The sequence below is a fragment of the Pseudomonas sp. NFXW11 genome (assembly GCF_049887815.1).
GTDB lineage: Bacteria > Pseudomonadota > Gammaproteobacteria > Pseudomonadales > Pseudomonadaceae > Aquipseudomonas.
The window spans coordinates 278,458-291,546 of sequence record NZ_JAGEKI010000006.1; the positions used below are offsets into that span (position 1 = coordinate 278,458).

The window sequence follows — 13,089 nt, forward strand, 5'->3', positions numbered from 1 at the left end:
GTGCTCGGGGCATGGGCGGAAAATTAATCGGCTTGTGGTTTAATGCCGAGCACCATTTATGCCTCTGTTGACTGGACCACTATGAGCCGCGGAAAACACCCGGTGCCGCTGGACCTGCCGCTGCCGCCAGGCCTGGGCGAAGGCCAGGGCAAGCACGACAGCGCCTATCAGGCACTGCGCCAGGCGATTCTCGACAAACGCTTGGCGGCGGGTTGCCGGCTGCCCTCGACCCGCACCCTGGCCCAACGCTGGGGGCTGTCCCGGGGCACTCTGGAGGTGGTCTTCGACCGCTTGCGCAGCGAGGGTTATGTCAGCCGCGCGGGGGGCTCGGGAACCCGGGTCTGCGCCGTGGTGCCGGATCTTTTCCTGTCCTCGGCGGCGCCTGCCGCATTGCTGCCGGAAAGCCGTGACGCAGCCGCTTCCCAGGGGCCGGTTGTAAGGGCCGGGCAGCCGTTCGTGGCGCGCCTGGCCGACCCGGCGCTGTTTCCCCTGGCGCGCTGGACCCGCTGCCTGACTCGGGCCCTGGCCCAGGCCCCGGTGCAACTGCTCAGCGACCCCGAACCCGAAGGCTTGCCGGCCCTGCACCAGCAGATCGCCGATTACCTGGGGCAGCACCGCGGCATCGCCTGCCAGGCCTCCCAGGTGATAGTCACCACCGGCATCCGCCACGGTCTCGACCTGCTGGCCCGCAGCCTGCTGCAGCCCGGCGACCCGGTCTGCGTCGAAGACCCCGGCTACCTCTCGGCCAGGGGCCTGCTGGCCATGGCCGGGGCGCAGTTGCGGCCGGTGCCGGTGGATGCCGAGGGTATCGATGTGCAGCACCTGCAAGGCCACAGGGACGCGCGCATGCTCTATGTGACCCCGGCCCACCAGGCGCCCCTGGGCATGAGCATGCCGGTGTCGCGGCGCCTGGCCGTGCTGGAGTGGGCCCGGCACAGCGACGCCTGGGTGGTGGAGGACGACTACGACAGCGAGTTCAACTACCAGAGCGCGCCGCTGGCGGCCCTCAAGTCTCTGGACCGCGACGACCGGGTGATCTACTGCGGCAGCTTCAACAAGACCCTGTTCGCCGGCCTGCGGGTGGGGTTCATGCTGGTGCCCGAGGTGCTGCGCGGGCGGCTGCTGGCCACCCTGCAGAACACCGGGCGCTCGGTGGGGGTGATCGAGCAACTGGCCCTGGCCGACTACATGGCCAGCGGCGCCTTTCTGCGCAACCTGCGCCTGGCGCGCCAGGCCTACCAGGAGCGCCGCGACCTGCTGCTGCAGATCCTCGCCCGGGAGGCGCCGGGCTGCTACGCCATCAGCGGCCAGCAGGCCGGACTGCACCTGCTCCTGCATCTGCCCGCGGGCTGCGATGAGGCGCATTTTCGCCAGCAGGCCGCGGCCCAGGGGCTGCTGTTGCAGGGGCTGGCGGAGCATTGCCAAAAGGTGCGCCAGCCGCCGGCGGTGATCATCGGCTATGCGGCCCTGACCCTGGCGCAGATCCGCTTCAGCGGCGCGCGCCTGGCGGCCTTGCTGCGAGCCGCGGCGGGGCGCCAGGCTGGCGGCTGATTGTCATATTTGTGTCATGGGGCTCGGAGATTCTGGGGGCCCGGCCTTCGTGCCTTCTGCTGCAAGGAGAGCTCATGCTTATTGTCACTTCTGGCGCGGCCTATCTGGATATCGATGCCTACGCCGGCTGCATTGCCTACGCCGAATGGCTCAACCTCAGCGGGCGTCCGGCCCGGGCCCTGAGCAGTGCGCCGCTGAATGAAAGCATTCCGGCGAGCTTTCGCCAGCAGCTCAAGGGCCTGGACCAGTGCTCGCCCGACGATCAGGACCGCTTCGTGCTGATGGACGTCTCCCATCACCAGCACCTGGACCCGCTGGTGGACCTGGAACGGGTGGTGGAAGTCATCGACCATCACCCCGGCTTCGAGGACTTCTGGGCCGAGCGCCTGGGGCGCCACGCGGACATCCGGCCGATCGGTGCGGCCTGCACCCAGGTCTACGAGCGCTGGCGCGATTCCGGGCTGTTGCCGCGCATCAGCCGCGACAGCGCCTGGCTGTTGGCGGCGGGGATTCTCGACAACACCCTGAACTTCACCGCCGAGGCCTGCACCCTGGCCGACCGCCATGCCTATGCCGCGCTGGCCCGGCAGGCGGGGCTGGACCGGCAATGGCCCGGCGAGTACTTCGCCGAGTGCCAGCGCCAGACCGAGGAGTGCCTGGAGCAGGCGCTGCACAAGGATTTGAAAGTGTTCGAAGAGGCCAGCAACCTGCCGCGCTATTTCGCCCAACTGACCCTGTGGGACGGCGCCGACCTGTTGCGCCAGCAACGGCCGTTGATCGAACGAGTGCTGGGGCAGTGTGGCGACGACTGGCTGCTGAACCTGATCAGCCTCAGCGAGGGCAAGAGCTACCTGCTCAGCAGCCCGGACAGTGCCCGCAAGGTCGAGCGGTTGGTGCAGTGCAGCAGCCAGGATGGCGTGCATTGCCTGGCCCGGCCGATCTTGCGCAAGGAGTTGCTGCGCAAGGGCCTGGCGTTGCAGGAGGCCTGTTGAACCTGAAAAGCCCGCTGGGCCTTGGGTAATCGCCGCGCCAAGCGCTGCAGCCGGGGCCGCCAGGGGCCACTCGGACGGGCCCGGGGGACTATGCTGAGCTTCTAGAGCGCCGCCCCGGCGCGGGAGGTCGGCCATGAGTGAGGACAGAACCGCGCTGGTGCTTTCCGGAGGGGGCAGCCTCGGGGCCGTCCAGGTCGGCATGTTGCAGGCCCTGGTGGAACTCGGGCTTGGCTTCGACCTGGTGGTGGGGGCTTCGGTGGGCGCGATCAATGGCGCCTATTTCGCGGCAAGGCCCAATGCCCGGGGGGTGGCCGAGCTGGCCGACTTCTGGCGCGGCTTGCGCAAGGGCGAGGTGTTTCCCTTTTCCTGGGTCGACAGCCTGATGGGCCTGGTCCGTCATCGCGGCTGCCTGCTGCCCGCCACGGCCTTGTCGCACCTGGTGCGCCGGGCCTTGCCGGTGGCGCGCATCGAGGACAGCGAACTGCCCTTGCACATCGTCACCACCAACCTGCTGTCGGGGGCCCAGGAAGTGTTGTCCAGCGGTGACGCCGAGCAGGCGCTGCTGGCCAGCGCGGCGATTCCCCTGGTGTTTCCCTGGGTGCGCATCGGCGACAAGCTGCTGGTGGATGGCGGGGTCGCCAGCAATACGCCGATTGCCGCGGCGGTGGGGCTGGGGGCCACTCGGGTGATTGTCCTGCCCACGGGGTTCGGCTGCGCCTGCCCGGAACCGCCGGCGGGGATGCTGGCCTTGGCCCTGCACACGCTGAACCTACTGAGCATGCGTCAGCTGGTCCGCGACATTGAGCTTTATGGGGCGCGGGTGGCGATACATGTGGTCGACCCGCTGTGCCCGCTGGGGGTCTCGGTATTCGATTTCAAGCAGACCGAGCAACTGCTGCAGCGGGCGTACCGCCAGACCCTGGACTGGGTCGAGCAGGGTGGCCTGCAACGTCGTGGCGTACCCGCTGCCTTGCAGGCCCACAGCCACGGGCCGGGCTAGTCCTCGAAACCCGCCTGCTCGTGGATCTCGTCCATCTTCAGTTCCAGGCGATAGGCCACGGCGATAAACAGCGCCTGGCACAGGCACAGGGTGGCGCTCAATGAACGGAAGGCGAAGGAGCTGCCCTCGTTGACCAGCAGCACGCTGTTGGCGCGCTTGGCCAGGGGCGACAGGGTGCTGTCGGTGATGATCAGGGTCTTGGCCTGGTGGTGCTGGGCAATGCGCAGGCAGTGCTGGGTTTCCTTGGCATAGGGGGTGAAGCTGATGGCGATCACCAGGTCATTGGCGCGGATGCTGCGCATCTGCTCGCGGTAGCTGCCGCCCAGGCCCGACACCAGGTGGATGCGCTTGTTGGTGTGCTGCAGGTTGTACACCAGGTAGTCGGCCACGGCGAACGAGCGGCGCACCCCCACCACGTAGATGTTGTCGGCGTTGACCACCAGTTCCACGGCCTTGGCGAAGGCCGCATCGTCCAGTTCCAGGCCCAGGCGCTCGATGCCCGAGAGGGTGGCGTTGATGCATTCCCGGGCCAGGTCGCCGCCGCTGGCCTTCTGCGACTTGTTGGCGATCATGCTGCGAATGCGCTGCTGGTAGTTCTGTACCGGCGTGGCCTTGTGGGTGTAGGCCTCGCGAAACAGCGCCTGCATCTCGCTGAAACCGCTGAAGCCGAAGCGCTGGGAGAAGCGCACGATGGCCGAAGGGTGCACTTCGCATTCCCGGGCGATATCGCTGATGCGGTCGACCATGATCCGGTCGCTCTGCTGGCTCATGTAGCTGGCGATGCGCTTGAGCTGGCGCGGCAGGCTCTCGTATTCCTCGGTGATCAGTTGCAGCAGCCGCTCGGCGTTGGCCGGGGGGCTGGCGAGGTCGCTTTCGGGCGTGCTCTCGGACGTGGCCGGCTGATCGGTGCGGGACATAGAAAATCCTTCTGGCTGGTGCTGACGGGACGGCCTGTGGCGCGCTCCCCTGACATTGGGTGGGCAGCCGGCAGTCTACAGGGTAGGGGCCGATAAAATCTTCGGGCTGATGCTGGCCGGGGCTTTGCTGAAACGATGCACGGTGTCTGGCTCAGGCTTGAAAAAGTTTAATGGAAAAAATATTCCACGTAAAAAATTAATAGAAAAAATATTGATCGGTGCCGAAAGACGTTTTAGTCTGCACCCACCAAGAGTGCGCGACGCCGCTCAACGGCGGTGCGCACCGGCTGATAAAAATAACAGGAGCCAGCATGGGCCAGACTCGTTTTGCCAGTGGGCGTCAATTGGATCTGATTTGCCTCGGACGCCTGGGCGTCGATCTCTATGCACAGCAGGTGGGGGCGCGGCTGGAGGACGTCAGCAGCTTTGCCAAGTACCTGGGCGGCTCGTCGGCGAACATCGCTTTCGGCACCGCGCGCCTGGGCCTCAAGTCGGCGATGCTGAGCCGGGTCGGCGACGATCATATGGGGCGCTTCCTGGTGCAGTCCCTGGAGCGCGAAGGCTGTGATGTCAGCGCCATCAAGGTCGACCCGCAGCGCCTCACCGCCATGGTGCTGCTGGGCCTCAAGGACCGTGAAACCTTCCCCCTGGTGTTCTACCGCGAGAACTGCGCGGACATGGCCCTCGCCGCCGAGGACATCGACGAAGCCTTTATCGCCTCCAGCAAGGCCTTGCTGATCACCGGCACCCATTTCTCCAGCGACGGCGTCTACCGCGCCAGCCTGCAGGCCCTGGACTACGCCGAAAGGCACGGGGTCAAGCGGGTACTGGATATCGATTACCGGCCGGTGCTCTGGGGCCTGGCGGGCAAGGCCGACGGCGAGACCCGGTTTGTCGCCGATCACCAGGTCAGCCAGCACGTGCAGGGCATCCTGCCGCGCTTCGACCTGATCGTCGGCACCGAAGAGGAATTCCTGATTGCCGGTGGCAGCCAGGACTTGCTGACGGCGTTGCGCACTGTGCGCTCCTTGAGCAGCGCGACCCTGGTGGTCAAGCTCGGCCCGCAGGGCTGCACGGTGATCCATGGCCAGATCCCTGCGCGCCTGGAAGACGGCGCCATCTACCCCGGGGTGCGGGTCGAGGTGCTCAATGTGCTGGGCGCCGGCGACGCCTTTATCTCCGGTTTCCTCAGTGGCTGGCTGAAAGAGGCCAGTGACCAGCGCTGCTGCCAGTTGGCCAACGCCTGCGGCGGCCTGGTGGTGTCGCGCCATGCCTGCGCCCCGGCGATGCCGACCCGGGCCGAGCTGGATTACCTGTTCAGCAGCCCGGTGCCCATTACCCGTCCCGATCAGGACCCGACCCTGCAGCGCCTGCATCAGGTCACGGTGCCGCGCAAGCACTGGCAGCAGCTGTTCGTGTTTGCCTTCGACCATCGTGGGCAATTGCTGGAACTGGCCCAGCAGGGCGGCCAGGCCCCGGCGCGCATCAGCGCCATCAAGCAACTGTTCGTGCAGGCGGTGCAGCGGGTCGAGCAGCGCCTGCGGGAGCAGGGCGTGGCGGCCGACGTGGGCCTGCTGGCCGACCAGCGCTTCGGCCAGGATGCGCTGAATGCCGCCACCGGGCGCGGCTGGTGGGTGGCGCGCCCGGTGGAGGTCCAGGGCTCGCGGCCGCTGGCCTTCGAACACGGGCGCTCGGTGGGCAGCAACCTGATTGCCTGGCCCCAGGAGCAGATCATCAAGTGCCTGGTGCAATTCCACCCGGACGACGAACCTATGCTGCGCCTGGAGCAGGAGGCGCAGATCCGCGGCCTGTACCAGGCGTCCCAGGTCAGCGGCCATGAGCTGCTGCTGGAAATCATCCCGCCCAAGGACTTGCCCGGAGCCCATCCCGAGGTGCTCTACCGCAGCCTCAAGCGCCTGTACAACCTGGGCATCTACCCCGCGTGGTGGAAGATCGAGGCGCAGTCGGCCGAAGAGTGGAAAAAGCTCGACGAGTTGATCCAGGAGCGCGATCCCTATTGCCGTGGCGTGGTGCTGCTGGGCCTGAATGCCTCGGCCGAGTGCCTGGCCGAGGGTTTCCGCCAAGCGCGCGATAGCCGCACCTGCCGCGGTTTTGCCGTGGGCCGGACGATCTTCCAGGAGCCGAGCCGGGCCTGGATGGCGGGGGAGATCGACGACGAAACCCTGATCCGGCAAGTGCAGGGCACCTTCGAACAACTGATCGATGCCTGGCGCAGCGCCCGGCAGTGATTACCGCTGATGCTGTGGCGAGGGAGCTTGCTCCCGTTCGGGGGTGTAACCCCCGCAAAGCGGTTGATGCAGTCGATTAGCCGGTTTGGGGGCGCTGCGCGACCCAGCGGGAGCAAGCTCCCTCGCCACGGGTTCAACATTGATACGAACAACAATAAAAGGTGCAGCCATGCCCGCCATCCGAATTGGCATCAACCCGATTTCCTGGAGCAATGACGACCTGCCGGCCCTGGGCGGTGAAACGCCCCTGAGCACCGCCCTGAGCGAAGGCCAGGCGATCGGCTATGCAGGGTTTGAACTCAACGGCAAATTCCCCAAGGACGCCCAGGGCGTGGCCGAGGTGTTGCGCCCTTATGACCTGGCGCTGGTTTCGGGCTGGTACTCCAGCCGCCTGGCCCAGCGTTCGGTGGCGGAGGAAATCGACGCCATTGCCAGCCACGTCGAACTGCTCAAGCACAACGGCGCCTCGGTGCTGGTCTACGGCGAGGTGGCCGACTCGATCCAGGGTTCGCCGGTGCGCCTGATCGAACGCCCGCGCTTTCACAGCGAACAGGCCTGGCAGGCGTATGCCGACAAGCTCACCGAGCTTGCACGGTTCACCCTGTCCCAGGGCGTGCGCCTGGCCTATCACCACCATATGGGTGCCTATGTCGAATCCCCGGCGGACATCGACAAACTGATGAGCCTGACCGGCGAGGAAGTCGGCCTGCTGTTCGATTCGGGCCACTGCTACATGGGCGGCGGCGAGCCCCTGGAGGTGCTGCGCAAGCATATCCAGCGTGTCTGCCATGTGCATTTCAAGGATGTGCGCAAGCCGGTGGTGCAACTGGCGCGCAACAACCTGTGGAGCTTCCCGGACTGCATCGTTAACGGCACCTTCACCGTGCCCGGCGATGGCGACATCGATTTCGCCGCCTTGCTCGAGGTGCTGCTGGCCGCCGACTACCAGGGCTGGCTGGTGGTGGAAGCCGAGCAGGACCCGGCCGTGGCGCCGAGCTATATCTACGCGAAAAAAGGCTACGACACCCTGCGGGCCTTGCTCGACGCCGGCCTGCAACGGCGGAGGGCGGCCCAATGAACCTGCTGGTCAAAGCCGCCGCCAAGGGCCGCACCCTGGTCCAGTTGCCAGAGGGCGCCCTGACCTACGTGGGTTTCAGTGCCTACCGCCTGAGCCTGGGGGAAAGCCTGGCGCTCGCTGCCGGTGACCAGGAACTGTGCCTGGTGTTGCTCAGTGGTCGCATCGACGTGCAGGGCGAGGCGCCCCAGGGCGCGTTCGAGTGGCCCAACCTGGGGGATCGGCAATCGGTGTTCGAGGACAAGTCGCCCTTTGCCGCCTACCTGCCGCCGGGCAGCCAGGCCCAGGTCAGGGTCTTGAGCGAGGTGCAGATCGCGGTTTGCACTGCCCCCGGTGCTGCCGATGGCGGCCTCGGCCCACGGCTGATCCGCCCCGAGCAGTGCCAGCGCAGCGTGCGCGGCAAGGGCGCCAATACCCGTTATGTCTGCGACATCCTGCCGGCCAGCGAGCCGGCCCATTCGCTGCTGGTGGTGGAGGTGCGCACGCCGTCCGGGCATTCCTCCAGCTACCCGCCGCACAAGCACGACACCGACGACCTGCCGCACCAGAGCTTTCTCGAAGAGACCTACTACCACCAGGTCAACCCGCCCCAGGGCTTCGTGTTCCAGCGGGTCTACACCGACGACCGCAGCATCGACCAGGCCATGGCGGTGGAGCACAGCGACCTGGTGGTGGTGCCCAAGGGGTATCACCCGGTCAGCGTGCCTTACGGCTACGAGTCCTATTACCTGAATGTGATGGCCGGGCCCAAGCGTGTCTGGCAGTTCCATAACGACCCGCAGCACAGCTGGCTGCTGGATCTCTGAACCTTCGCCGCAACCTTTTACGGAGCACAGCAAGCATGAGCGATACCCCGGTAATCGGCCATTACATCGACGGTCAGTTGCAAGCCGCCGGCGAGCGCTTCAGCCCGGTGTTCAATCCGGCCACGGGCGCGGTGCAGGCGCGGGTGGCCCTGGCCAGCCAGCAGACTGTGGACGAAGCGGTGGCCTCGGCCCTCAAGGCCTTTGCGCCGTGGTCGGAACAATCTGCCCTGCGCCGCGCGCGGGTGATGTTCAAGTTCAAGGAACTGCTCGACCAGCATCACCAGGAGCTGGCGCAGATGATCAGCCGCGAGCATGGCAAGGTGCTGTCGGACGCCATGGGCGAGGTGACCCGCGGCATCGAGATCGTCGAGTACGCCTGTGGCGCGCCGAACCTGTTGAAAACCGCTTTCAGCGACAACATTGGCGGCGGCATCGACAACTGGAACCTGCGCCAGCCCCTGGGGGTGTGCGCCGGGGTGACGCCGTTCAACTTCCCGGTGATGGTGCCGCTGTGGATGATCCCCATCGCCCTGATCGCCGGTAACTGCTTCATTCTCAAACCCTCGGAGCGCGACCCCTCCGCCAGCCTGCTGCTGGCGCGCTTGCTCGCCGAAGCCGGGCTGCCGGCCGGGGTGTTCAACGTGGTGCAGGGTGACAAGAGCGCCGTCGATGGCTTGCTCCAGCACCCGGATATCGAGGCGATTTCCTTTGTCGGCTCGACGCCGATTGCCGAGTACATCCACCAGCAGGCCAGCGCCCGCGGCAAGCGCGTGCAGGCCCTGGGCGGGGCCAAGAACCATATGATCGTGATGCCCGATGCCGACCTGGAACAGGCCGCTGATGCGCTGATCGGTGCCGCCTACGGCTCCGCCGGTGAACGCTGCATGGCGATCTCGATTGCCGTGGCGGTGGGCGAGGTGGCCGATGAACTGATCGCCCGGCTGCTGCCGCGCATCGACCGGCTCAAGGTGGGCAATGGCCTTGCCGGCGACAGCGAGATGGGGCCGCTGGTGAGCGCCGAACACCAGGCTCGGGTCGAAGGTTTTATCGACCAGGGCGTGGCCCAGGGCGCGCAGCTGCTGGTGGACGGTCGCGGCTTCAAGGTGCCGGGGGCGGAGCAGGGCTTTTTTGTCGGCGCCACCCTGTTCGACCAGGTCACCCCCGAGATGAGCATCTACCAGGAGGAAATCTTCGGCCCGGTGCTGGGCATTGTGCGGGTGGCCGACTTTGCCAGTGCGGTGGCGCTGATCAACGCCCACCCGTTCGGCAACGGCGTGTCTTGTTTCACCCGCGATGGCGGCGTGGCCCGGGCCTTTGCCCGCAGCATCAAGGTCGGCATGGTGGGCATCAACGTGCCGCTGCCGGTGCCCATGGCCTGGCATTCCTTCGGCGGCTGGAAGCGTTCGCTGTTCGGCGACCACCATGCCTATGGCGAGGAAGGCCTGCGCTTCTACAGCCGCTACAAGAGCGTGATGCAACGCTGGCCCGAAAGCATTGCCAAGGGCCCGGAATTCAGCATGCCCACGGCCCAGTAACTTCGCTAGGCGACGGATTTTGGAGAACCACCCGCATGAACCAGCCCTTGCGTTTCGCCTTGAATCGTATGGTTGCACCGCGTTTGTCGTTGCTTGAATTCATCGACCTGGCAGTGGCGTTGAAGGTCGACGCCATCGAGCTGCGCAATGACCTTGCGGGCGTGGAGATCAACGACGGCACGCCGCCGGAGAAGGTCCGCGAACGGTGTGCGGCCCAGGGCATCAGGGTGCTGTCGATCAATGCCCTGTACCCCTTTGAACTATGGAATGACCTGCGTCGCCGGCAGGCCCTGGAACTGGCCGCCTATGCCCGTGCCTGCGGCGCCGAGGGGCTGGTGCTGTGCCCTCTGAACGAGCCTGGCGACCCGCGCAGCGAAGCCCAGCGCAGCAGCGACCTGCGCACGGCCCTGAATGAACTGGCACCGATCCTGCGGGAGCATGGGCTGCTGGGTTTTATCGAACCCCTGGGTTTCGAGGAGTGCGCGCTGCGCCACAAGCGCACGGCGCTGGAGGCGATTCGCGGCATGGGCGGCCTGGATGTGTTCCGCCTGGTGCACGACACCTTCCACCATCACTTGGCCGGTGAGCATGAGTTTTTCCCCGAACTCACCGGGCTGGTGCATATCTCCGGTGTCGAGGAGCGCCAAGCGCCGCTCAACAGCATTCGCGATGGTCATCGGCTGCTGGTGGGCGAGGCGGATATCCTCGGCAATGCGGCGCAGATCGACACCCTGCTGGGCAGTGGCTACAACGGCTACCTGTCGTTCGAGCCCTTTGCCGAGAGCGTGCACGGGCTGGCGGATATCCAGCAGGCGCTGGGGGCGAGCATGGCCCATCTGCGGCAATCCCTGGGCTGAAGAAAATATCGGCTTGTCGTAGGAGCCGGCTTGCCGGCGAAGGGGCCCTCAGAGGGGGCGCATGTCTCTAGGGCGCTTTCGCTGGCAAGCGGGACGCCGTCCGGCCAGCTCCTACGGAACGGCTGGCTATAACAATAAAGGTGCAAAGCATGAGTACGACACGACTGACCATGGCCCAGGCCCTGGTGAAATTCCTCGACAACCAGTACGTCGAGGTGGATGGGGTGCAGAGCAAGTTCATTGCCGGGGTGTTTTGCATTTTCGGCCACGGCAATGTGCTCGGCCTGGGCCAGGCCCTGGAGCAGGACAGTGGCGAGCTGCGGGTGCACCAGGGGCGCAACGAGCAGGGCATGGCCCACGCCGCCATCGGTTTCGCCAAGCAGCAGCTGCGGCGCAAGATCTACGCCTGCACTGCATCGGTGGGCCCCGGTGCGGCCAATATGCTCACCGCCGCGGCCACCGCCAGCGCCAATCGCATTCCCTTGCTGCTGCTGCCGGGGGACGTCTACGCCAGCCGCCAGCCGGACCCGGTGCTGCAGCAGATCGAGCAGTTCCATGACCTGAGCATCAGCACCAACGATGCCTTCAAAGCCGTGAGCAAGTACTGGGACCGGATCAACCGGCCCGAGCAGTTGATGAGCGCGGCGCTGCACGCCATGCGGGTGCTCACCGACCCGGCGGAAACCGGCGCGGTGACCCTGGCCCTGCCTCAGGATGTGCAGGGCGAGGCCTACGATTACCCGGACGCCTTCCTCGCCAAGCGGGTGCACCGCATCGACCGCCGCCTGCCCACCGAGGCCATGCTCGGCGATGCCCTGGCGCTGCTCGAGGGCAAGCGCAAGCCGCTGATCATCTGTGGCGGCGGGGTCAAGTATTCCGCGGCCAACCAGGCCTTGCAGGCCTTTGCCGAACGCTTCGGCATTCCCTTCGCGGAAACCCAGGCGGGCAAGAGCGCGGTGCTTTCCGAGCACCCGTTGAATGTCGGCGGGATCGGCGAAACCGGCTGCCTGGCGGCCAACCTGCTGGCCAGGGAGGCCGACCTGATCATCGGCATCGGCACCCGCTACAGCGATTTCACCACCTCCTCGAAGTGGCTGTTCCAGCACCCCGAGGTGGCCTTTCTCAACCTCAATATCAGCCCCTGCGATGCCCTCAAGCTGGACGGCGTGCAGTTGCTGGCCGATGCCCGGGCCGGGTTGCAGGCCCTGGGTGAAGCCCTGGGCCACCGCGGCTACCAGGCGGGCTGGGGCGCGCAGATCAGTGCAGCCAAGGCCCAGTTGGCGGCCGAGCTGGAGCGGGTGCACCAGGTGCACTACCAGGCCGATGGCTTCGTTCCGGAAATCAACGACCACATGGACCCGGCGGTGCTGCGGGAGTTCATCGAGCTGACCGGTTCCTGCCTGACCCAGAGCCGGGTGCTGGGGCTGCTCAACCAGGCCTTGCCCGAGGACGGCATCATCGTTGCCGCCGCCGGCAGCCTGCCCGGCGACCTGCAGCGCAGCTGGCACAGCAAGGCGGTCAACAGCTACCACGTGGAATACGGCTATTCCTGCATGGGCTATGAGGTCAACGCGGCCCTGGGGGTCAAGCTCGCCGAGCCCGATCGCGAGGTGTATGCCCTGGTGGGCGACGGCTCCTACCTGATGCTGCATTCGGAGCTGGTCACCTCGATCCAGGAGCGACGCAAGATCAATGTGCTGCTGCTGGACAACATGGCCTTCGGCTGCATCAACAACCTGCAGATGGGCCACGGTATGGACAGCTTCGGCACCGAATTCCGCTACCGCAACCCGCAGACCGGCAAGCTCGACGGCGGCCTGATGCCGGTGGATTTCGCCATGAGCGCCGCGGCCTACGGCTGCAAGACCTACAAGGTGAGCAGCGAAGAGCAACTGCTGGCAGCCTTGGCCGATGCCCGCACCCAGAGCGTATCGACCCTGATCGATATCAAGGTGCTGCCCAAGACCATGATCCACGGCTACCTGTCCTGGTGGCGGGTGGGGGTGGCCCAGGTGTCCACCAGTGCGCGCACCGCGGCGGCGGCCAAGGCCCTCAACCAACGCCTGGCCGAGGCCCGGCAGTACTGATCGCTGTGCAACCAACAACC

Annotated in this window: 10 protein-coding genes; 9 read left to right on the top strand and 1 reads right to left on the bottom strand. The window is 66.3% G+C overall.

The features are described 5' to 3' along the window. Positions 1-81: 81 nt before the first annotated feature. From J4P02_RS12325 to J4P02_RS12335, 3 genes are all read left to right on the top strand, one after another. Positions 82-1,551, top strand: coding sequence for a PLP-dependent aminotransferase family protein (locus J4P02_RS12325; protein ID WP_426190506.1), 1,470 nt, complete (start codon positions 82-84; stop codon positions 1,549-1,551). Positions 1,552-1,625: 74 nt separating this feature from the next. Continuing rightward, positions 1,626-2,543, top strand: coding sequence for a DHH family phosphoesterase (locus J4P02_RS12330; RefSeq protein WP_426190508.1), 918 nt, complete (start codon positions 1,626-1,628; stop codon positions 2,541-2,543). Between the two features lie 133 nt (positions 2,544-2,676). Beyond that, a complete protein-coding gene (locus tag J4P02_RS12335) occupies positions 2,677-3,543 on the top strand; it encodes a patatin-like phospholipase family protein (RefSeq protein WP_426190510.1) in 867 nt (288 codons plus the stop codon). Here the strand turns inward: J4P02_RS12335 and J4P02_RS12340 are convergent. After that, entirely contained in the window at positions 3,540-4,460 is a 921-nt protein-coding gene (locus J4P02_RS12340; RefSeq protein ID WP_426190512.1) for a MurR/RpiR family transcriptional regulator, read from the bottom strand. The two genes, J4P02_RS12335 and J4P02_RS12340, sit on opposite strands and share 4 nt — an antisense overlap. 311 nt (positions 4,461-4,771) lie before the next feature. Between J4P02_RS12340 and J4P02_RS12345 the strand changes: the two genes are divergently transcribed. The 6 genes from J4P02_RS12345 (at position 4,772) to iolD (ending at position 13,069) form a co-directional block, all read left to right on the top strand. Then, positions 4,772-6,709, top strand: coding sequence for a bifunctional 5-dehydro-2-deoxygluconokinase/5-dehydro-2-deoxyphosphogluconate aldolase (locus tag J4P02_RS12345; RefSeq protein WP_426190514.1), 1,938 nt, complete (start codon positions 4,772-4,774; stop codon positions 6,707-6,709). Positions 6,710-6,878: 169 nt separating this feature from the next. Beyond that, complete coding sequence (gene iolE / locus J4P02_RS12350; RefSeq protein WP_426190516.1) at positions 6,879-7,787, top strand: myo-inosose-2 dehydratase; 909 nt, start codon at positions 6,879-6,881, stop codon at positions 7,785-7,787. Then, positions 7,784-8,590 (top strand): 5-deoxy-glucuronate isomerase, encoded by an 807-nt coding sequence (iolB, locus tag J4P02_RS12355; protein WP_426190518.1) that lies wholly within the window; start codon positions 7,784-7,786, stop codon positions 8,588-8,590. Before iolE ends, iolB begins: the two co-directional genes overlap by 4 nt. Before the next feature lie 35 nt (positions 8,591-8,625). Next, positions 8,626-10,125: a CoA-acylating methylmalonate-semialdehyde dehydrogenase gene (locus J4P02_RS12360; RefSeq protein ID WP_426190520.1), complete on the top strand. Its 1,500-nt coding sequence runs from the start codon at positions 8,626-8,628 to the stop codon at positions 10,123-10,125. Between the two features lie 35 nt (positions 10,126-10,160). Then, positions 10,161-10,982, top strand: a complete 822-nt coding sequence (locus tag J4P02_RS12365) for a TIM barrel protein (protein WP_426190522.1) — start codon at positions 10,161-10,163, stop codon at positions 10,980-10,982. 149 nt (positions 10,983-11,131) lie between these two features. Next, a complete protein-coding gene (gene iolD, locus J4P02_RS12370; RefSeq protein WP_426190524.1) occupies positions 11,132-13,069 on the top strand; it encodes a 3D-(3,5/4)-trihydroxycyclohexane-1,2-dione acylhydrolase (decyclizing) in 1,938 nt (645 codons plus the stop codon). Positions 13,070-13,089: the final 20 nt, after the last annotated feature.

Excerpts from the sequence above, each read along its gene's own strand:
- J4P02_RS12325 (WP_426190506.1), top strand. The coding sequence starts at position 82 with ATGAGCCGCGGAAAACACCCGGTGCCGCTGGACCTGCCGCTGCCGCCA.
- J4P02_RS12330 (WP_426190508.1), top strand. The coding sequence starts at position 1,626 with ATGCTTATTGTCACTTCTGGCGCGGCCTATCTGGATATCGATGCCTAC.
- J4P02_RS12335 (WP_426190510.1), top strand. The coding sequence starts at position 2,677 with ATGAGTGAGGACAGAACCGCGCTGGTGCTTTCCGGAGGGGGCAGCCTC.
- J4P02_RS12340 (WP_426190512.1), bottom strand. The coding sequence starts at position 4,460 with ATGTCCCGCACCGATCAGCCGGCCACGTCCGAGAGCACGCCCGAAAGC.
- J4P02_RS12345 (WP_426190514.1), top strand. The coding sequence starts at position 4,772 with ATGGGCCAGACTCGTTTTGCCAGTGGGCGTCAATTGGATCTGATTTGC.
- iolE (WP_426190516.1), top strand. The coding sequence starts at position 6,879 with ATGCCCGCCATCCGAATTGGCATCAACCCGATTTCCTGGAGCAATGAC.
- iolB (WP_426190518.1), top strand. The coding sequence starts at position 7,784 with ATGAACCTGCTGGTCAAAGCCGCCGCCAAGGGCCGCACCCTGGTCCAG.
- J4P02_RS12360 (WP_426190520.1), top strand. The coding sequence starts at position 8,626 with ATGAGCGATACCCCGGTAATCGGCCATTACATCGACGGTCAGTTGCAA.
- J4P02_RS12365 (WP_426190522.1), top strand. The coding sequence starts at position 10,161 with ATGAACCAGCCCTTGCGTTTCGCCTTGAATCGTATGGTTGCACCGCGT.
- iolD (WP_426190524.1), top strand. The coding sequence starts at position 11,132 with ATGAGTACGACACGACTGACCATGGCCCAGGCCCTGGTGAAATTCCTC.